This is a genomic window from Shouchella oshimensis, assembly GCF_004375095.1.
Lineage (GTDB): Bacteria > Bacillota > Bacilli > Bacillales > Bacillaceae_D > Shouchella > Shouchella oshimensis.
Map to the genome: position 1 here is coordinate 831,253 of NZ_SNUX01000004.1, position 18,884 is coordinate 850,136.

General features: G+C 39.1%; 20 protein-coding genes. 19 read left to right on the plus strand and 1 reads right to left on the minus strand.

Annotation, left to right across the window (positions count from 1 at the left end; all coding sequences use genetic code 11):
• Positions 1 to 196: 196 nt before the first annotated feature.
• A complete protein-coding gene (locus E2L03_RS19600; protein WP_206698847.1) occupies positions 197 to 865 on the minus strand; it encodes an adenine nucleotide alpha hydrolase family protein in 669 nt (222 codons plus the stop codon).
• Positions 866 to 1,005: 140 nt separating this feature from the next.
• Here E2L03_RS19600 and E2L03_RS19605 point away from each other — a divergent pair, with 140 nt between their 5' ends.
• The 19 genes from E2L03_RS19605 to E2L03_RS19695 all read left to right on the plus strand — a co-directional run bounded on the left by E2L03_RS19605 (position 1,006) and on the right by E2L03_RS19695 (position 18,859).
• Complete coding sequence (locus tag E2L03_RS19605) at positions 1,006 to 1,779, plus strand: TatD family hydrolase (protein ID WP_134260183.1); 774 nt, start codon at positions 1,006 to 1,008, stop codon at positions 1,777 to 1,779.
• A gap of 125 nt (positions 1,780 to 1,904) precedes the next feature.
• Positions 1,905 to 3,209 carry a resuscitation-promoting factor gene (locus E2L03_RS19610; RefSeq protein ID WP_134260185.1) on the plus strand — a complete coding sequence of 435 codons (1,305 nt, stop codon included), beginning with the start codon at positions 1,905 to 1,907 and terminating at the stop codon, positions 3,207 to 3,209.
• Positions 3,210 to 3,305: 96 nt separating this feature from the next.
• A complete protein-coding gene (gene rnmV / locus E2L03_RS19615; protein ID WP_038484873.1) occupies positions 3,306 to 3,869 on the plus strand; it encodes a ribonuclease M5 in 564 nt (187 codons plus the stop codon).
• The gene (gene rsmA, locus E2L03_RS19620; protein WP_055737725.1) at positions 3,866 to 4,750 is read left to right on the plus strand and encodes a 16S rRNA (adenine(1518)-N(6)/adenine(1519)-N(6))-dimethyltransferase RsmA; all 885 of its coding nucleotides are present in this window, start codon (positions 3,866 to 3,868) and stop codon (positions 4,748 to 4,750) included. The genes rnmV and rsmA overlap by 4 nt, the downstream gene beginning before the upstream one ends.
• 55 nt (positions 4,751 to 4,805) lie before the next feature.
• Entirely contained in the window at positions 4,806 to 5,687 is an 882-nt protein-coding gene (gene yabG, locus E2L03_RS19625) for a sporulation peptidase YabG (RefSeq protein WP_038484879.1), read from the plus strand.
• Positions 5,688 to 6,060: 373 nt separating this feature from the next.
• Complete coding sequence (veg, locus tag E2L03_RS19630) at positions 6,061 to 6,324, plus strand: biofilm formation stimulator Veg (protein ID WP_038484882.1); 264 nt, start codon at positions 6,061 to 6,063, stop codon at positions 6,322 to 6,324.
• A 99-nt stretch (positions 6,325 to 6,423) separates the two neighbouring features.
• Positions 6,424 to 6,600, plus strand: coding sequence for a small, acid-soluble spore protein, alpha/beta type (locus E2L03_RS19635; RefSeq protein WP_038484885.1), 177 nt, complete (start codon positions 6,424 to 6,426; stop codon positions 6,598 to 6,600).
• A 319-nt stretch (positions 6,601 to 6,919) separates the two neighbouring features.
• The gene (ispE, locus tag E2L03_RS19640; protein ID WP_134260187.1) at positions 6,920 to 7,813 is read left to right on the plus strand and encodes a 4-(cytidine 5'-diphospho)-2-C-methyl-D-erythritol kinase; all 894 of its coding nucleotides are present in this window, start codon (positions 6,920 to 6,922) and stop codon (positions 7,811 to 7,813) included.
• 31 nt (positions 7,814 to 7,844) lie between these two features.
• Positions 7,845 to 8,672: a pur operon repressor gene (gene purR / locus E2L03_RS19645; RefSeq protein ID WP_038484891.1), complete on the plus strand. Its 828-nt coding sequence runs from the start codon at positions 7,845 to 7,847 to the stop codon at positions 8,670 to 8,672.
• Positions 8,673 to 8,687: 15 nt separating this feature from the next.
• Positions 8,688 to 9,059 (plus strand): RidA family protein, encoded by a 372-nt coding sequence (locus tag E2L03_RS19650; RefSeq protein ID WP_038484894.1) that lies wholly within the window; start codon positions 8,688 to 8,690, stop codon positions 9,057 to 9,059.
• A 242-nt stretch (positions 9,060 to 9,301) separates the two neighbouring features.
• Entirely contained in the window at positions 9,302 to 9,598 is a 297-nt protein-coding gene (spoVG, locus tag E2L03_RS19655) for a septation regulator SpoVG (protein WP_035395108.1), read from the plus strand.
• A gap of 149 nt (positions 9,599 to 9,747) precedes the next feature.
• Positions 9,748 to 11,112 carry a bifunctional UDP-N-acetylglucosamine diphosphorylase/glucosamine-1-phosphate N-acetyltransferase GlmU gene (gene glmU / locus E2L03_RS19660; RefSeq protein ID WP_038484897.1) on the plus strand — a complete coding sequence of 455 codons (1,365 nt, stop codon included), beginning with the start codon at positions 9,748 to 9,750 and terminating at the stop codon, positions 11,110 to 11,112.
• Between the two features lie 24 nt (positions 11,113 to 11,136).
• Positions 11,137 to 12,087, plus strand: a complete 951-nt coding sequence (locus E2L03_RS19665) for a ribose-phosphate diphosphokinase (protein WP_038484901.1) — start codon at positions 11,137 to 11,139, stop codon at positions 12,085 to 12,087.
• Between the two features lie 117 nt (positions 12,088 to 12,204).
• Positions 12,205 to 12,861, plus strand: a complete 657-nt coding sequence (locus tag E2L03_RS19670; RefSeq protein WP_038484904.1) for a 50S ribosomal protein L25/general stress protein Ctc — start codon at positions 12,205 to 12,207, stop codon at positions 12,859 to 12,861.
• A 73-nt stretch (positions 12,862 to 12,934) separates the two neighbouring features.
• Complete coding sequence (gene pth, locus E2L03_RS19675) at positions 12,935 to 13,495, plus strand: aminoacyl-tRNA hydrolase (RefSeq protein WP_038484907.1); 561 nt, start codon at positions 12,935 to 12,937, stop codon at positions 13,493 to 13,495.
• Positions 13,496 to 13,559: 64 nt separating this feature from the next.
• Positions 13,560 to 13,787 (plus strand): anti-sigma-F factor Fin, encoded by a 228-nt coding sequence (locus E2L03_RS19680; RefSeq protein ID WP_038484910.1) that lies wholly within the window; start codon positions 13,560 to 13,562, stop codon positions 13,785 to 13,787.
• A 123-nt stretch (positions 13,788 to 13,910) separates the two neighbouring features.
• On the plus strand, positions 13,911 to 17,453 hold the full coding sequence (gene mfd, locus E2L03_RS19685; RefSeq protein WP_134260189.1) for a transcription-repair coupling factor: 3,543 nt from the start codon (positions 13,911 to 13,913) through the stop codon (positions 17,451 to 17,453).
• A gap of 136 nt (positions 17,454 to 17,589) precedes the next feature.
• Entirely contained in the window at positions 17,590 to 18,129 is a 540-nt protein-coding gene (gene spoVT / locus E2L03_RS19690; protein ID WP_038484916.1) for a stage V sporulation protein T, read from the plus strand.
• Between the two features lie 94 nt (positions 18,130 to 18,223).
• The gene (locus tag E2L03_RS19695) at positions 18,224 to 18,859 is read left to right on the plus strand and encodes a YIP1 family protein (RefSeq protein WP_095151086.1); all 636 of its coding nucleotides are present in this window, start codon (positions 18,224 to 18,226) and stop codon (positions 18,857 to 18,859) included.
• Positions 18,860 to 18,884 lie beyond the last annotated feature (25 nt).

Below are 18,884 nucleotides of genomic sequence, written 5' to 3' on the forward strand. Positions count from 1 at the left end.
TTTGAAAAAAAGGAAAAGAGGCTGGGACAAAAGTAGATAGACAGACCAAAATGACGAACATTCCTGAAAATAGGAACGTTCGTCGTTTGTTTTATATGAAAATTAGCAGAAGGATTCTCCTGTAGCGGTGCTATTCAGCATATTTTAGACTATTCGTCTTTTCAAATACTACTTTTCGTTATGTCCCAGCCTCTTTTTAAGAGTAGTCATCCTTTACTTCTTCCTCATCGATGTCGGTTAAACTAACTACTTTCCCATCGTCAACTCGCACTTCTAAAAGTTGGTCTTCTTTTTTTAGGGCGAAGATTCCACTATTAAAATCGGTTTGTAAATGTTTGAAGAAAATACCTTCATATGTTTGTCCATCTAGGTCATCAAAATGAAGAATAAAGGTGCCTTCTTCATCTTCTACTAAATAAGCATGAACACCGCGTTCAAAATTCCAGTCTTCTGTCTCCTCAGCACGTTCTCTCGGAACAACGTGAAGATCAGCAAATGGGGCACCCTCTAATAATTCGTGTACAATTGATCCACCAAGCAACTTCGCCCAAATGCTTTCAATAAACTGACCTATGATAATTTGTGAGACACGTAACTCTTTGGCTTTTGATGTAATGACTTTTGTAATATCGTGATAATGTGACTTTTCCACAAGAAGAGTAGCTTTATATGTATCAGCTAGTTCACGAAAAAAAGTCATATCTACTTCTTTATCATTTTTAAATTCTTCATCAGGTAAAGAATCAAAAACAAGTATAGTTAAAGGAGCGTTTAATTGTTTAGCTAATCCAGCACCTCTCGTAATAAGCTTTTTTCCATTATGTCCATAGTTTACGCAAACGAGTATGTTTTCTTCTGTTGACATGTCTATACACTCCTTCCATTACTAAGCGATATTATTCCCCGTTTCTTAGGGGTTAAACGCGTTTAAAGCGCTAAACAGACTCCGAATTTGAAATGCTTCTTTATTTTATTTAAAATGCGAACAGAGAGGTGATAAAAATCATGTTAATTGATACACATGTTCATTTAAATGCAGATCAGTTTGAAGATGATGTAAACGAGACAATTTTGCGCGCAAGAGAAGCGGGTGTTAAGGAAATGATTGTCGTCGGTTTTGATGAGAAAACAATCAATCGAGCAATGGAACTTATTGAAAAAGATGACTATATTTATGCGGCAATCGGTTGGCACCCAGTGGATGCAATCGATATGACTGATGATCATTTAAGTTGGATTGAAGAACTTTCAAAGCATCCGAAAGTAGTGGCAATAGGCGAAATGGGATTGGATTATCATTGGGATAAATCCCCTAAAGATGTACAAAAGGACGTTTTTCGAAAGCAAATAGCTTTGGCAAAAAAAGTAAATCTTCCGATTATCATCCATAATAGAGATGCGGATCAAGATGTTGTGGAATTATTAGAAGAGGAACACGCAAAAGAAGTGGGTGGCGTCATGCATTGTTTCGGGGGCAGTGTTGAAATTGCTGAACGTTGTATAAAGAATAATTTTTATATTGGTTTAGGAGGACCAGTTACGTTTAAGAATGCAAAGCGGCCAAAAGAAGTCGCTAAACAAATCCCACTGGACCGACTGTTAGTAGAGACAGACGCACCGTTTCTCGCACCTCATCCGTACCGTGGGAAGCGAAATGAACCTGCTTATGTAAAGCGAGTAGCAGAGGATATTGCTGATATACGTGAAATGGCATTTGAGGAATTGTGTCAAAAAACAACTGAAAATGCAAAGAATTTATTTGGTTTTAATGAACAATAGAAAACAAATAATGCAGCGACAATGCAAAAGAATGTCAAAGATTACTTAAATGTTACGTTTATGTAACGTCTGTTGACAGTGTACAGGTTGGTCTTTATAATTCAGTCCTTGAGGAGGGGCTGAAAATGGACCAATTGTCAAAACACGTTGATTTAACAAATAATCGACTTCCATTACAAACAAAAACGTTTCTCGTAGTTGGCTTATTTATTGCTCTTATTTTATTTTTTACAGGCCTATACGAGTGGAACAAAAAATCCGTAACCATTAATGTTAACGGTGAAGAGTCGGTTATCACTACACATGCACAATCAATAGAAGAATTACTTCTTGGTTTAGACATAAATGTAACAGAGCATGATTTGGTTGTACCACACCTTGAGACAGAATTATCTGATGACATGAATATTCTTTATAAGCAAGCCCATGTAGTCACCTTAGAAGTGAACGATCAACAAGTACAAGTACCAACTACGGTGGACACCATCTATGATTTTATAAAGGAACAAGGGTATGACTATCGCTCAGAAGATCAATTAGTACCTCATGGCGACGCTGCTATTGAAGACGGTTTGACTATTACATATAAACCTTCAGTTGAGTTTCATTTTGCATATGATGGAACCGAAGATACTTACTGGAGTGCATCAGCGACTGTCGCTGACTTTTTGAAAGAAGCAAATGTGGAACTAGGTGAAGAAGACCGAGTAGAACCAAGTCTTGATGAAGTTCTTAAAGAAGGGTTATCCATACAGCTAATTAGAGTTGAAAAAGTCACCGATGTCATTGAGGAGTCAACCGCCTACGAGACGATTCGTGAAAATGATGATACGCTTAAGACAGGTGTAGAACGAGTTGTTGAACAAGGCGAGCGCGGAAAGCAAGAGTTGCATTATGAGATTACGTATGAGAACGGCGAAGAAATTAGCCGTAAGGTAATAGATACAAAAATGGTAGCAGAGCCAAAAGAGCGAGTTATTGCCGTAGGAACAAAAGAAGAAGAGGCGAAACAGTTTATTGCCGAAACAAAAACAGCTAACGCCACCGCTACTGCTAGTCAACCGACAAAAACAAGTACGTCAAGTTCTTCAAGTGAAACTAATAAACCGAAAGAAACAAGCCAACCTAAAGCAACCCAGGCAAAAACCATTCAAATGACAGCAACCGCTTATTCAGCTGAATGTAATGGGTGTAGCGGGGTTACGGCAACAGGAATTAATCTTTTAAATGACCGAAACATGAAAGTTGTTGCTGTTGATCCAAGTGTGATTCCATTAGGATCAAGAGTTCATGTGGAAGGTTATGGGGAAGCGATTGCTGGGGATACTGGTGGTGCAATTACTGGCAACAAAATCGATCTTCATGTTCCAACGAGTAGTGAAGCAATGAGTTATGGGCGTAAGACAGTTAATGTCACCATCCTTGATTAATCAATGAAAAGAAGCGGACGCTAGTCGCTTCTTTTTTTTTTGGTATAAAACAGCTAAAATAAAAGGAGTATATGAGATACATGAAAGAGGAGCAAAATGAAGATTAAAGAAATAATCGTTGTAGAAGGACGTTCAGATACAGTCGCGATTAAGCGAGCTGTCGATGCAGACACAATTGAAACGAACGGATCTGCCATTGGTGAAGCAGTACTTAAACGTATAGAGCTCGCTTATGAAAGAAGAGGCGTCATTATTTTAACCGATCCAGATTATCCAGGTACCCGTATTAGAAGAATTGTTAGTGAGCGTGTTCCAGGTAGTAAACACGCTTTTATTCCAAAGGAAAAAGCACGGAAAAACAATCGGACTCTTGGTGTGGAGCATGCAAGTGATGAAGCTATACGACAAGCGCTAGAAGAAGTGCGATCAATAGGGAAAGTAAATTATCAATCAGCTATTTCCATTAGTGATTTAATAAAGGCCGGTTTGTTGTCAGGTGCTGGAGCAAAGAAGAAAAGAGAAGCGTTAGGAGAACGACTAGCGATTGGTTATGCCAATGGAAAACAATTAAAAAAAAGACTGGATGCCTTTGAAATTACGGTGGAAGAGTTTACGCAAGCATTGAAGGACATTGAGGTAATGGAGGAATCACGCACGTGAAAAAAGACATTGCGACACCAGCCCGAACGAAAGAAATATTGGCAAAGCATCGCTTTCAATTAAAAAAGAGTCTAGGGCAAAATTTCTTAATTGATTTAAATATATTAAACGGAATCGTTGAAGCGAGTGGATTTACAGAAGAAGATGGGGTCATTGAAATTGGTCCTGGCATCGGTGCTTTAACGGAACAATTGGCGAAAAAAGCAAAAAAAGTCGTAGCGTTTGAAATTGACGATCGGCTTCTCCCTATATTAGAAGATACCCTATCCCCTTATCCAAATGTGGAAGTCATTCATCAAGATGTGTTAAAAGCCGATCTAACAGACATTATCACTTCAAAGTTTAACGATACAGAACATATTCATGTTGTTGCTAATTTGCCTTATTATGTGACCACACCCATCTTAATGAAATTATTAGAGGATCGTTTACCATTAAAAAGCATTACGGTTATGATTCAAGCGGAGGTGGCTGATCGTATTGCTGCTTCTCCATCTTCAAAAGAGTACGGCGCCTTATCCATTGCTGCTCAATATTACTCCGATGCAAAAAAACGTCTGCACGTGCCTGCAAGTGTTTTTGTGCCTGCGCCACGGGTAGATTCTGCAGTGTTAAAATTAACCATTCGAGAAAAACCTCTCGTGCATGTAACAGATGAAGCGTGGTTCTTTAAAGTGTTTCATGCCTGCTTCGCTAATCGTAGAAAAACCATTATAAATAACCTTGTTCACAATTTAGTTGGAAAAGAAAATAAAGCATTGGCGCAACAAGGGTTGGAACGAGCAACGATTGATCCAATGCGAAGAGGAGAAACCTTATCAATTGAAGAATTTGCTGCTTTAAGTAATGAATTAGATCAACTGTTAAACGAAAGCCATTAAAACGAGTCACAGCCCTCTCTATACTCACATAGGCTAGATGAGAGGGGGCAACGTGATGACAGTGAAAACGGGTGATATAGTTGGTCGTCTCTCTTATAAATGTGATCTTTTATTCCGAGTATTGACCATTTCGAATGATGTAGTAACCCTCGTTGGGGAAGAAATGCGTTTACTTGCTGATGCGCCAATGGCTGATTTAAAAGTGATGACGTTAAAGGAACGAGAAGAGGATAAGAATAAAGTGAAAGAGCAAGAAGAAGCCTCTTATCGTTTATTTCGTCAGGACGCTAAGCTCATGAAACGCAGACAAGATTATCAAACACATGCTGGATACGAAGAAACATCACATTTCTTTGAGTTAAGAGGGAGAGTATTACACCTCGATGGTGATGCAAACTATTTAAATCGATGTACAGATATTTACAATAAATTAGGTGTTCCCGTTTACGGTGTTCATCTTGCAGAAAAAGAAATGCCATCCCAATTAGCATCTTTATTAAAAATGGTGCAACCAGATATTTTAGTGGTCACAGGTCATGATGCGTATTCAAAAGCAAAAGGGAATCGCAATGACCTAAAGGCTTATCGTCACACGAAGTATTTCGCTGAATGTGTGCGTATTGCCCGTGACCATACAAAAGACCTCGATCGTTTACTGATCTTTGCTGGCGCCTGCCAGTCCCATTTTGAAACGTTAATACGGGCGGGAGCGAACTTTGCGTCCTCACCAGATCGTGTCAATATCCACGCCTTAGATCCTGTATATATTGCCTCTAAATTAAGTCGAACATCCTTTTCTGATACGGTTAATCTATGGGATATTATCCGAAATACCATTACTGGTCAAAAAGGTCTTGGTGGCATTGAAACAAAAGGCAGCATGAGACTTGGGTTACCTTATAAAGAAGAATACGAAGATGAAATCGATCCTTCTTAGCTAACAGTAAAGCGTACGAAAAAAACAACGTGACCTAAATGTAGGGCGCTGGCCATATTGTACTTTTATAAGCGGGTTTATCACTTAAAGCCGTTGTTAGCTGTTTCCGTGTGCGATTTTAACGTAAGAACGTTCCTTCAAAGCCTTTTAACCGTGGCGAGAGAAATGCTTGTGCATCATGATGGGGTATATTTTTTTAAAAAAATTAATGAAAAGATGTCAATTTCTAATAAAATAGGACACAAAACATATACTATCTACAACATATTACAATATTAGTCATTGACACAGGCATGGAACGTTGTTAAAATTATTTATTTTGACTTTCAAACCATTCCTTGGTATAATGTCTATAGTGAGGTGGTTGTGGAAAATGGCAAAGACGTTAATTGACATTAAGCGAGCACTAGATAGTAACATTGGAAAGAAAATAACAATTAAAGCAAATGGAGGACGTAAAAAATCGTCTGAACAATCAGGTATGATTGAAGAAACGTATCCATCTGTATTTATTGTTAAGCTAGATGAAGATCAAAATTCTGTTGAGCGCGTTTCTTATAGCTATGCAGATGTTCTAACGGAAACGGTACAATTACTATTACCAAGTGACGGCGGTAAGCCCGCAACGCTCATCTAAGAAACGAGACTTTCTTTCCAAAAAAAAGAAAGTCTTTTTTTATTGGATTTGTGCACACTATAAATGCAGTTAATAATCAAGCAAAGGGGCGGTTTTATCATGAGCAGAAGACGAGGCGTTATGTCCGATCGCTTAAAGGAAGAAATTGCAAAAGAGCTTGGCTTTTATGACACTGTAGAAAAAGAAGGTTGGGGCGGCATTAAAGCAAAAGATGCTGGCAACATGGTAAAGCGAGCTATCGAGCTGGCTGAACAAAACCTTCATTCACGAAAATAATCATTGTGGTCTATGGTTCAGTGGAATTTCCACTGAACCATAGATTTTTTTGTTTAAACAATCTCTATTTGGGAATAGTAATACTACTAACCTATTAAAATTGGAGATGATGAACATGAGTTTACAAGAATACATTACCGAAATTAACAATATGTTGGAAGAAGCGAAAACACCTATACATAATGAGAATAACGATTAAATCACCCTTTTTTCACTAAGGGTGTTTTTTTATGATGCATCAAACAGGAGAAAAGGTGGTATGTTCGATTCACAAGTGATAAAATAACCTCAGCATTATGCATGTATAGAAGGTGAGAAAGTGAAGGTTTCCATTAAGGCACCGGCAAAGATTAATTTATCATTAGATGTATTAAGAAAGCGTAACGATGGTTATCATGAAGTAAAAATGATTATGACCATGGTTGATTTAGCGGACCGAATTGATTTAACGAATTGCGACTCTGGAAAAATAACAGTAGACGTTTCAGAGGGTTTTGTTCCAAATGACGAACGGAACTTTGCTTATCAAGCGGCGGCTCTGTTAAAGAAGAAATACAAGGTATCAGCAGGTGTTCATATTTATATTACAAAGCGTATACCTGTAGCTGCAGGACTTGCAGGCGGAAGTAGCGATGCAGCAGCAACGTTGAAAGGGTTAAATCAGCTATGGGAGCTTGGTTTGACGCTGGATCAACTAGCTGAATTAGGCGCCGAAATTGGCTCTGATGTTTCTTTTTGTGTGTATGGTGGAACTGCGCTTGCGACAGGCAGAGGTGAAATCATTGAATCCATTCCATCTCCTCCACCCTTATGGGTCATCCTTGCTAAGCCACCAATTGGTGTTTCCACAAAGGAAATATATGGTAATGTAAAGCTTCATCGGGCTAAGCATGCGGATACTGATGCCATGCTTACAGCGCTTGAGAATCAAGATACAGACGGCATTTTCGCCCATCTTCATAATGCGTTAGAAGACGTGACACTCGAATTGTATCCAGAAGTAAAGCATTTAAAAGACCAGATGAAGCGATTTGGTGCAGATGCTGTGTTAATGAGTGGAAGTGGGCCAACTGTTTTTGGTTTAGTGAAAACAGAATCAAGAGTGAACCGAATTTATAACGGATTAAGAGGTTTTTGCGAAGAAGTTCACGCTGTTCGATTAATTCGTACAAGCAATACTTGTCCAAAACCGGATGAAAGTGATATCTTATAAGTATATAATTCGGTTATGGCTCGGAGGGATTATGAAAAAATTAAAACGTAGTTCACGTCTAGTTGATATGACGTATTTTTTGCTCCAACATCCACATGAAGTGATTTCATTAACGCATTTTTCGGAGCGTTACCAAGCAGCGAAGTCATCTATTAGTGAGGATTTAGTCATTATTAAAGAAATGTTTGAAGATGAAGGCTATGGAGCGCTGTTAACGATCCCAGGGGCAAGTGGCGGTGTGAAATACATGCCGAGAATGAATAAAGATGAAGCAGAAACTCTTGTTCATCAACTAGTCCTTGATCTTAATAAGCCTGAACGGATTTTACCTGGCGGGTATTTGTACATGATGGATGTATTAGGAAATCCTAAATTGTTACATGAAGTCGGTCGATTATTTGCGGCTGCGCTCTATGATAAAGAGATTGATGCTGTTATGACGGTTGCCACAAAAGGTATCCCACTTGCATATGCAGTAGGTCAGCACTTAGGAGTACCGGTTAGTATTGTTCGGCGTGATCATAGAATTACAGAAGGGTCGATGGTGAGCATAAATTATGCATCAGGATCATCAGACCGTATTCAAACGATGACCTTAGCAAGGCGGAGCTTAGCAGCAGGATCTAAAGTGTTCATTGTGGACGATTTTATGAAAGCTGGTGGCACCATTCGCGGTATGGTCGATTTATTAGCAGAATTTGACGCAGATCTTGTAGGGATCGGTGTGTTAGTTGAAGCTGCTGAGGTTTCTGAACGATTGGTCGATGATTACGTATCGTTAACAAAGCTAACGAATGTCGATGCTCGTGAAAAGCAAATTGAATTGTTAAGTGGGAATATCTTAGATCGATTACATTAAAAGGGGACGATTCAAATGAAAATTGTTCATACGACAAATGCACCACAAGCAATTGGACCTTACTCACAAGGAATGATTGTAAACAATATGTTCTACAGTTCCGGTCAAATTCCTTTAACAGCCGATGGCGAACTTATAAAAGGGACTGTGGAAGAGCAAACGCATCAAGTTTTCCATAACCTTAAAGCGGTTTTAAAGGAAGCTGGCTCTTCTCTTGATAAGGTAATTAAAGCAACCGTATTCATTAAAGATATGAATGATTTTCCACGTATTAATGAGGTTTATGGCGAATACTTTTCTGAGCATAAGCCAGCCCGTTCATGTGTAGAAGTGGCTCGTTTACCAAAAGACGTACTAATTGAAATTGAAGTAATTGCTTTAGTGTAAAAAGAAAAAGCGTAGCGAAACGACGATTCCTCTGTTTTGCTAGCTTTTTTTTGTAAGTGGAGATGTGTAATGAAAGGTTGTTTTAACTGTCTGCACCGTGAAATGTCGAGGATAGATCATACTGGAAAAAAATGATCGTATTTATTTTTTGAAAAATCGTAAAAAAAGTTCAATTCTTTGAAGGAAAAAGGAAACCTCTCTAGAATGTAGTATACAGATAATCTATAAGAGAGGTGACCATCATGGAAATTACTGACGTAAGGTTACGGCGTGTCCAAACGGAAGGGCGTATGCGAGCAATTGCATCTATAACAATTGACCACGAATTCGTTGTTCATGATATTCGTGTAATCGATGGAAATAATGGCCTATTCGTTGCAATGCCGAGCAAGAGAACACCTGACGGAGAATTTAGAGACATCGCACACCCAATCTCTTCTAAAACTAGGGAAAAGATCCAAGTGGCTGTTATAGACGAGTATGAGCGTGTAGGAGAATATGAAGACGCTACCAATTATGAGGAAGCTGGTGCTTCGTAACAATAGGTTAAAGCTAAACCAGTCTGCGCAAAACGCAGGCTGGTTTTTTGTATATTTTTCAAGTATGTAAAGACGTCCAGAGATATTGAAATACGTGGTGGTTTCAAGTATAGTTTTAATGATGAACATGAACGAGTGTGGAGGGGAATATGAGCGGACGATATGCAATTGTTCTTGCTGCTGGGCAAGGAACAAGAATGAAGTCAAAGCTTTATAAAGTGTTACACCCAGTTTGTGGTAAACCAATGGTCGAACACGTTGTAGATCAAGCGAAAGCGGTCGGCTTTGATGATATCGCAGTTGTTGTTGGTCATGGTGCGGAGCAAGTAAAAGAAGCAATCCCAACTGGCGCTTCCTTTGTACTGCAAAATGAGCAACTTGGTACTGGACATGCGGTACGATGTGCAGAACCCTTGTTGAAAGGGAAGAACGGTACAACCGTAGTCTTATGTGGCGATACGCCGCTAATAACAGCCGAAACGTTAAAGACTCTAATTGCGTATCATGAACAGGAAGCAGCAAAAGCAACTATTTTAACAGCATATGCAGACAATCCACACGGGTATGGCCGAGTGATTCGTGGCTCAAACGGTGAAGTCGATAAAATAGTCGAACAAAAAGATGCATCTAGTGAAGAGCTTCTTGTGAATGAGATTAATACAGGTATTTACTGTTTTGATAACAATACGTTATTTGACGTATTACAAATGGTGACAAATGATAATAACCAAGGTGAATACTACTTACCAGACGTAATTGGACTCTTAAATAAAAAAGAGGAAAAAGTGTGTGCCTATGTAACACCAACAATGGAAGAAACCATTGGTGTAAATGATCGAGTTGCACTAGCACAAGCCGAAAAAGCGATGCAAGCTCGAATAAACACGTACTGGATGACACAAGGGGTTACGTTCATTGATCCGAACACCACATATATTTCCGTTGATGCAACGATTGCACAAGATACGACATTATTTCCTAACGTTAGTATAAAAGGGAACACTACCATTGGTGAAGATTGTATCATAGAGTCAGGTAGTGAAATTCACCATTCTGTCATTGAGAAAGGCGTTCACATTCGCTCCTCTTATATTTATAATAGTTATGTGCACGAAGGTGCTGCTATTGGGCCTTTTGCTCACATACGACCTGATTCCACTGTCGGTAAAGAGGTTAAAGTCGGTAATTTTGTGGAATTGAAGAAAGCAAGTATCAATGACCGTAGTAAAGTATCCCATCTAACATACATTGGGGATGCAGACATTGGCAAAGATGTTAACGTTGGATGTGGGGTCGTGACAGTTAATTATGATGGCACAAATAAGCATCAAACAACAGTGCATGACGGTGCGTTTATTGGCTCAGGATCAAACTTAGTCGCACCTGTTGAGATTGGAAAGCATGCCTTTGTAGCAGCTGGTTCAACGATAACGAATCATGTAAATGATTACTCACTGGCGATAGCACGAGCTAGACAAGTAGATAAAACAAACTATATAAAAAAAGATCAATAACATTTACTGGAGGTAACACAAGAAATGGCAAACTATAGCGACCCAAGCTTAAAGGTCTTTACTCTTAATTCTAACAAGGCTTTGGCTGAAGAAATCGCTCGACATATTGGAGTTTCTCTTGGAAAGAATTCTGTCATGCGTTTTAGTGATGGTGAAGTTCAAATTAACATTGAAGAAAGTATTCGTGGTTGTGATGTATATTTGATTCAATCAACATCGGCTCCAGCGAATGAACACTTAATGGAACTCTTAATTATGATTGATGCAGTAAAGCGAGCTTCAGCGCGTACGATTAATATCGTCATGCCTTATTACGGCTATGCGAGACAAGATCGCAAAGCACGGGCGCGAGAACCTATCACAGCTAAACTTGTGGCTAATCTGCTTGAAACAGCTGGTGCAACTCGGGTATTAACAATTGACCTCCATGCAACTCAAATTCAAGGTTTCTTTGATATCCCAGTTGACCAGTTAATGGGTGTACCAATTTTATCTGATTATTTTAGCAGCAAAGGGCTTGACGATATTGTTGTTGTTTCTCCAGATCATGGTGGAGTGGTACGTGCTCGTAAAATGGCCGATCGCTTAAAAGCACCAATTGCTATTATTGATAAACGTCGACCAAGACCAAACGTGTCAGAAGTAATGAATATTGTTGGTAATATTGAAGGAAAGACAGCCATCATTATTGATGATATTATTGATACAGCAGGAACAATTACACTTGCGGCGAATGCTTTAGTAGAACAAGGAGCAAAAGAGGTATATGCTTGCTGTACGCACCCTGTTCTATCTGGTCCAGCAGTAGATCGAATTCGTAACTCTAAGATTAAAGAATTGGTTGTAACGAATACAATTGATCTGGAGGAAGAGAAAAAAGGTGCGAACATTACAGAGTTGTCTGTAGCGGAGTTGATGGCTGAGGCTATTATTCGTGTACATGAAGATGCTTCTGTATCAACTTTATTCGATTGATTTTTGTTATCAACCTAGAGAGAACTTACGAAAAAGAACAAGGAATTCTGTTTGAAAACTGACCTTTAAGGGAACACAATTAACAGACGTGTAAAACTAAGATGAGGTGAAAGAAAGATGACAGTATTACAAGCTCGTGATCGTAAAGACTTAACAGGACAAGAAACAAGAAATATTCGTCTAAATGGTTTTGTGCCAGGCGTACTATATGGTAATAAAATTGAAAGTCAGCCGGTTTCAGTAGAAAGTGTTGCTTTCTTAAAAACAATGAGAGAAGTAGGCCAAAATGGTTTATTTGATCTTGAATTAGAAAACGGTAAAAAGCATCACGTCATGGTGCAAGAAGTTCAAGTGGATCCTTTGAAAAATCATTACACGCATATTGATTTCTTCGAAGTGAATATGAAAGAAAAACGTGATGCAAATGTACCTGTTCATTTAGAAGGAGAAGCGCCAGGGGCAAGCGAAGGCGGTATCGTGAATCATCTTCTTTATGAAATTACGGTACATTGTTTACCAGCGGATATTCCAGAAAGCATTACGGTAGACATTTCAAGTTTAAACGTTGGTGATACGCTATCAATTTCAGAGATGCGTTCTACCGTTTCTGTGGACATCGTAAATGAAGATGACGAAGCGATTGTGACGGTACAAGCACCGACGGTAACAGAAGATCCAGATGAAACAGAAGAAGATGGAACGACTGCGCTAGGTGTAGAAGCAACAGAAGAGCGTGAGGATGACGACAAAGATCGTCCAGGTCGTGTTGAATAGTAAATAAAGTGACGAAAGGTATGACCCTTTGGGGTTATGCCTTTTTCGTCAAGTTAGAATAAAGGAGTTACGCATGAAGTTAATTGTGGGGCTAGGAAATCCTGGTAAACAGTTTGATAATACAAGACACAATATTGGGTTTGACAGTGTTGACCTCATAGCTGAACAGTTCGATTCATCTCTTACCAAGCAAAAATTCAACGGCTTATATGGAGAAACGATTGTACATGGTGAGAAAGTAATGTTGCTAAAGCCTTTAACGTATATGAATCTCTCTGGAGAGTGTGTTCGGCCATTTATGGATTATTTCAATGTAAGCTTAGAAGAGCTTGTTGTATTGTATGATGATTTAGATATACCACCAGGAAAAATACGTTTACGCCAAAAGGGTAGTGCAGGTGGTCATAACGGAATTAAATCACTTATTCATCATTTAGGAACTCAAGAATTTAACCGGGTTCGTATTGGTGTGGGACGCCCGACTAACAATGAACCAGTCGTGAAATACGTCTTAAACCGCGCTGCAGGTGATGAGAAAGCGCTTTTAGAGGATGCCATTAAAAAGACGGCACAATCGATTGAAGCATGGATAACAAAGCCGTTCCTTGAAGTGATGAATGTATACAACCGATAGGATAATGTCTCATTCTTTTGATCATACTGTAAACAAGAATATCTGTTTACAAGGAGTGGTTAAAATGGCTGTGCATTATGGTTGTAAGTACTGTCAAAAACAAATGGCAACGCTGGAAGATCAATATACTTTCGATGAATTAGGGATAAGCAAATTAGGTGCGGTAGATCAGTTAGAAAGCGTTCGAGTAACTCAAGAAGGTGATGTCCATATTGCGGCAATTTGCGAAGATTGTTATCAAGCTTTCCAATTAAATCCGCTTTTGCATGAAACTCAAAATGTGATTCATTAATAGCAACAAAGCTTTGGTATCCTTAAAGACCAAGGCATTTTTCAATTAAAACGAGCGTAGGATTGATAATATAAACGATGTAGTGAACTGCAAATCGTGTTAGCGAAACCAGGGGGAAAAGAAATGTTAGGATTGCAACAGTTTGTCAGTGGAACGAATGAGCTACAAACCATTGCTAACGGAATAGAAAAAGGTCAAAGTGAACAGGTGTTATCAGGCTTAACAGGTTCGTCGAGAACAGTTGCGAGCGCTTCTCTTTACCGGGAAACGCAGCGCAACCAGCTTATTGTGACACATAATTTATTCCAAGCACAAAAAATGTACGAAGATCTTGTTGATTTATTAGGGGAAGAAAAAGTTTATCTTTATCCAGTAAATGAATTAATCTCAGCAGAAATTGCTGTTGCTAGTCCTGAAATGAAAGCGCAACGCATTGATGTGTTAAATCGACTTGTAAATGGATTCTCAGGCATAATTGTCGTTCCTCTTGCAGGGGTTCGCCGATTACTACCGCCGAAAACAGTATGGGCTCAGTATCAACTGGATGTAACGGTTGGAACGGACGTTCAAGAACTTGATTCGTTTATTAGTCAGCTCGTGTCAATGGGCTATAGACGAACGGATATGGTCTCGGCACCTGGTGAAATGAGTGTCCGTGGTGGCATCATTGATTTGTATCCACTTACAGAAGAACATCCAATTAGGATCGAACTTTTTGATACAGAGATTGATTCTTTGCGATACTTCTCGTTAGAGACGCAGCGCTCCGAGGGACAGCTCGAAACCATTAAAATTGGACCAGCTGAAGAAGTATTATTAACATCAACACACTATAGTCATGCAGCGTCTGTTTTAGAAGAACAGCTAAACGTAACCACCAAAAAAATAGCGAATAAAAAAACACGGGAATCCTTGCAAGAGCGAATCCCGTTTGAAATTGCGCAATTAAAGCAAGGACAACCGTTCGAAGGTATGTATAAATACATGTCGTTTTATTATGAGAGTCCGCATACGCTTCTTTCCTATATGTCAGAGCACGCTGTTATTTGGATTGATGAAATGACTCGAGTAAAAGAGATGTCGGAAAACCTTATAAAAGAAGAAGCAGAGTGGCATACAAGCATGATTGAACAAGGGGCTATTGTGCACGGTGCAGAAATGTCTTATGAACTGCTAAATCGATTACAAGAAATCCCGCAATCAATAGTTTACTCCGCTTTATTTCAAAAACAAATTCCAGGGACAAAACCGCAGCAGGTGCTTAATGTCTCTTGTAAATCCATGCAGAATTTTCATGGACAAATGGATTTGCTTACATCGGAAATCAATCGCTGGATTGCTAATCATTATACGGTTCTGTTTATTGCTGGAACAGAAGATCGGGCAAAGCGACTTTCGTTAAATCTTTCTGACGAGAATATTGACGCTCATCTTATAGAAGGAAAAACAACATTAACCAGTGGAACGGTGCAAATTTACACAGGTCATTTGCATGCGGGGTTTGAATTACCTGAGCAAAAGCTTGTTGTTATTACGGAAGAAGAAGTGTTTGCCAAACAAGCAAGAAAGCCAAAGCGCCGTCAAACCATGTCCAATGCAGAACGAATTAAAAGTTACTCAGAACTCGCTGTTGGTGACTTAGTTGTTCACGTTAATCATGGTGTTGGGAAGTACTTAGGCGTTGAAACCTTAGAAATAAATGGCGTTCATAAAGATTACTTAAATTTGCGTTACGCTGGAAATGACAAGCTGTATGTTCCAGTAGAACAAATTGATCAAGTCCAGAAATATGTAGGATCTGAAGAAAAAGATCCAAAAATCTATGCCCTTGGTGGAAATGATTGGAAAAAAGTAAAAAGTAAGGTGAAGTCGTCTGTTGAAGATATAGCAGATGATTTAATCAAGCTTTATGCAGAAAGAGAAGCGAGCGTTGGTCACAAATTCTCAGAAGATGGGCCAGAACAGGCGGATTTTGAAGGTTCGTTCCCTTATCAAGAAACAGAAGATCAAATACGTGCTATTGCAGAGATAAAAGAAGACATGGAAAAGCAGCGTCCGATGGATCGTTTACTTTGTGGTGATGTAGGCTATGGTAAGACTGAAGTTGCAATTCGTGCTGCCTTTAAAGCTATTATGGATGGAAAACAAGTGGCGATCCTTGTACCAACAACGATATTAGCACAGCAACATTTTGAAACCATTTCAGAACGGTTCTCAGAGTTCCCAATTACGGTTGGTGTGCTTAGCAGATTCCGCTCGAGAAAAGAGCAAACAGAAGTACTAAAAGGCTTAAAGGCTGGTTCTGTGGACTTGGTTGTTGGAACGCACCGCTTATTGTCAAAGGATATTGTCTTTAAAGACCTCGGCTTGTTAATTGTTGATGAGGAACAGCGATTTGGCGTTACTCATAAGGAAAAAATTAAACAGTTAAAATCGAACATAGACGTATTAACGCTAACAGCAACGCCAATTCCAAGAACGCTTCATATGTCCATGTTAGGTGTACGTGACTTATCTATTATTGAAACGCCTCCAGAAAATCGTTTTCCTGTTCAAACATACGTGGTGGAGTACAATCCATCCATTGTACGGGAAGCTATTGAGCGTGAAATGACTCGGGGTGGTCAAGTCTATGTTCTTTACAACCGAGTAGAAGATATTGAAAGAATGACTGAACAAATAGCCATGCTCGTACCAGATGCAAAGGTTTCTTATGCGCATGGGCAAATGAATGAGCGTGAGCTAGAATCGATTATTTTAAGTTTCTTAGAAGGTGAAAGTGACGTACTGGTCACAACGACAATCATTGAAACAGGTGTCGATATTCCAAATGTGAATACACTCATCGTTAGTAATGCCGATAAAATGGGCCTATCGCAGCTTTATCAAATTCGTGGTCGAGTTGGTCGTTCAAATCGTGTTGCGTACTCTTATTTTACGTACCAACAAGACAAGGTGCTAACGGAAGTAGCTGAGCGTCGACTTCAGTCTATTAAAGAATTTACGGAACTTGGATCTGGATTTAAGATAGCGATGAGGGATTTAACAATTCGAGGCGCAGGTAATCTATTAGGAGCTCAGCAGCATGGGTTTATTGATTCCGTTGGTTTTGACTTGTACTCACAAATGCTAAAAGAAGCAATCGACGAGCGGAAAGGAACGAAAACGAAAGAAGAGACGTTCCAATCAGAGTTATCCATTAGTGTAGATGCCTATATTCCAGAGCGGTACATTCCTGATGCTAAACAAAAAATTGAAATGTATAAGCGGTTTAAAGGTATTGAAACAATGGATGAACTAACCGACCTTCAAGATGAATTAATTGATCGGTTTGGTGAATACCCAAAACAAGTCGACTATTTGTTAAGTCTTACGAAAATAAAGCATCTTGCAGATCAATATAAAGTTGAAAAAATCAATGAAGCGAAAGATACCATTGTTATACTCCTTTCGAACGAAACCACACAATCGATTAAGATTGCGTCATTCATGGAATCTGCACGCGCCATTGGTCGGTTTATAACAGTCGGAACTCAGGGAGATCAGTTGAAAGTAACAATAAAAACAAAGAGTATGTTAGCAGAGCAAATGCTAGACACGACGTTTGAAGTACTGCAAGCTGTGAAACGAGCCCATCTAAGTCAAGGGCAAGTTACCGTTAGCTAGGAAGTAGTCATCAAATCAATAAGATATTTCATCAATTGGTGAATAGTTCTTAAAAAAGGAAGGATACTACAGTTATAACAAATTGTATTCTTCCTAAATGATTTGATTTTACATCTTAGAAAGCGAGGCTTTATGTATGAAAGCAACTGGAATTGTAAGACGTATTGACGATCTTGGCAGGGTTGTGATACCTAAAGAAATAAGAAGAACATTACGCATTCGTGAAGGTGATCCGCTGGAGATATTTGTCGACCGAGAAGGTGAAGTTATTTTAAAGAAATACTCACCAATCTCTGAGCTAGGTGACTTCGCAAAGGAATATGCCGAGGCCTTATACGATAGTTTAAATCAATATGTGTTAATATCTGATCGTGATACATATATTGCGGTAGCTGGCGCTTCTAAAAAAGAATACGCAAACAAGGCCGTTGGTGAAGTAATTGAAACGGTAATGGCTAACCGTAAATCCCATATGGAAGCGAATGCAGGCGAGTATAACCTTGTTGGCGATCACAAAGATGATTATAAAGGCTACGTGGCAGCACCAATTATTGCTAGTGGTGATCCTATCGGTGCAGTTGTGATTTTCTCTAAGTCAGAATCACTTTCAGGAAAACTAGAACAAAAAATGGCTGAAACAGCAGCCGGCTTCCTAGCCCGTCAAATGGAGCAATAGTGTTAAAAAACATATGAGCGCTCTCGCTCGTATGTTTTTTTTAATTTTATTTCGTAACCATTTAGAATAAAATAAAGAAAAAAGGGAGGTTTATATGAGTACATTCTTTAAAGTTTGGATAAATCCAAGAGGAGTTATACGCAACAAGATAGAGGAGGAAGCAACTGTACAACCACTTGGGAAGTATTTACTTCTTGCCTACATATCTGGAGTTTTCTCGATTATGTTTTCTTTTGAAATGGAGGCTCCTTTTTCAGCTACCATGTTTAGTCTTTCGGTCTTCCTTGGTGCGATCGTTACGTCTGTTTTATCGGTCTTTTTAATGCCTGTTTTATTTAAATGGTTCGGTAGTTGGGTTGGTGGTAGAGGTTCATTAGCAGAAGTGAGAGTCGCTGTCATTTATACGCAAGTGTTACCTCAGATCTTCATTGGCATTTTACTATTACCGTTTATCTTATTAATTGGTGAGAACTTTTTCTTAGTTTATGAGAATTCTCTAGAACCCCAGCTAAGCGGCTTACAAAATTGGGCACTACTTGTAGCCTCGTTGCTTCTCATTCTATTATTTGTATGGCAATTTATTGTGATGTTACAAGGATTAGGGGAGGCACACGGTTTCTCTGCGTGGAAGTCATTACTCGTCTACATCATTTTTACTGTTTTACTAACCATTGTCTTAGTAATTGTTGGTTTGATCTTGGCGTTAACGATTGGTGTACTATTTATTTAGATAGGGAAGGCCCCTTGTCTGCTAG

What these genes read in the sequence shown, in the direction of transcription:
- purR (WP_038484891.1), top strand. Translation starts at nt 7,845, where the DNA reads ATGAAAAAATTAAAACGTAGTTCACGTCTAGTTGATATGACGTATTTT.
- E2L03_RS19650 (WP_038484894.1), top strand. Translation starts at nt 8,688, where the DNA reads ATGAAAATTGTTCATACGACAAATGCACCACAAGCAATTGGACCTTAC.
- E2L03_RS19600 (WP_206698847.1), bottom strand. Translation starts at nt 865, where the DNA reads ATGTCAACAGAAGAAAACATACTCGTTTGCGTAAACTATGGACATAAT.
- mfd (WP_134260189.1), top strand. Translation starts at nt 13,911, where the DNA reads ATGTTAGGATTGCAACAGTTTGTCAGTGGAACGAATGAGCTACAAACC.
- E2L03_RS19605 (WP_134260183.1), top strand. Translation starts at nt 1,006, where the DNA reads ATGTTAATTGATACACATGTTCATTTAAATGCAGATCAGTTTGAAGAT.
- E2L03_RS19610 (WP_134260185.1), top strand. Translation starts at nt 1,905, where the DNA reads ATGGACCAATTGTCAAAACACGTTGATTTAACAAATAATCGACTTCCA.
- E2L03_RS19680 (WP_038484910.1), top strand. Translation starts at nt 13,560, where the DNA reads ATGGCTGTGCATTATGGTTGTAAGTACTGTCAAAAACAAATGGCAACG.
- E2L03_RS19695 (WP_095151086.1), top strand. Translation starts at nt 18,224, where the DNA reads ATGAGTACATTCTTTAAAGTTTGGATAAATCCAAGAGGAGTTATACGC.
- rnmV (WP_038484873.1), top strand. Translation starts at nt 3,306, where the DNA reads ATGAAGATTAAAGAAATAATCGTTGTAGAAGGACGTTCAGATACAGTC.
- E2L03_RS19635 (WP_038484885.1), top strand. Translation starts at nt 6,424, where the DNA reads ATGAGCAGAAGACGAGGCGTTATGTCCGATCGCTTAAAGGAAGAAATT.
- veg (WP_038484882.1), top strand. Translation starts at nt 6,061, where the DNA reads ATGGCAAAGACGTTAATTGACATTAAGCGAGCACTAGATAGTAACATT.
- E2L03_RS19670 (WP_038484904.1), top strand. Translation starts at nt 12,205, where the DNA reads ATGACAGTATTACAAGCTCGTGATCGTAAAGACTTAACAGGACAAGAA.
- spoVG (WP_035395108.1), top strand. Translation starts at nt 9,302, where the DNA reads ATGGAAATTACTGACGTAAGGTTACGGCGTGTCCAAACGGAAGGGCGT.
- E2L03_RS19665 (WP_038484901.1), top strand. Translation starts at nt 11,137, where the DNA reads ATGGCAAACTATAGCGACCCAAGCTTAAAGGTCTTTACTCTTAATTCT.
- spoVT (WP_038484916.1), top strand. Translation starts at nt 17,590, where the DNA reads ATGAAAGCAACTGGAATTGTAAGACGTATTGACGATCTTGGCAGGGTT.
- pth (WP_038484907.1), top strand. Translation starts at nt 12,935, where the DNA reads ATGAAGTTAATTGTGGGGCTAGGAAATCCTGGTAAACAGTTTGATAAT.
- yabG (WP_038484879.1), top strand. Translation starts at nt 4,806, where the DNA reads ATGACAGTGAAAACGGGTGATATAGTTGGTCGTCTCTCTTATAAATGT.
- glmU (WP_038484897.1), top strand. Translation starts at nt 9,748, where the DNA reads ATGAGCGGACGATATGCAATTGTTCTTGCTGCTGGGCAAGGAACAAGA.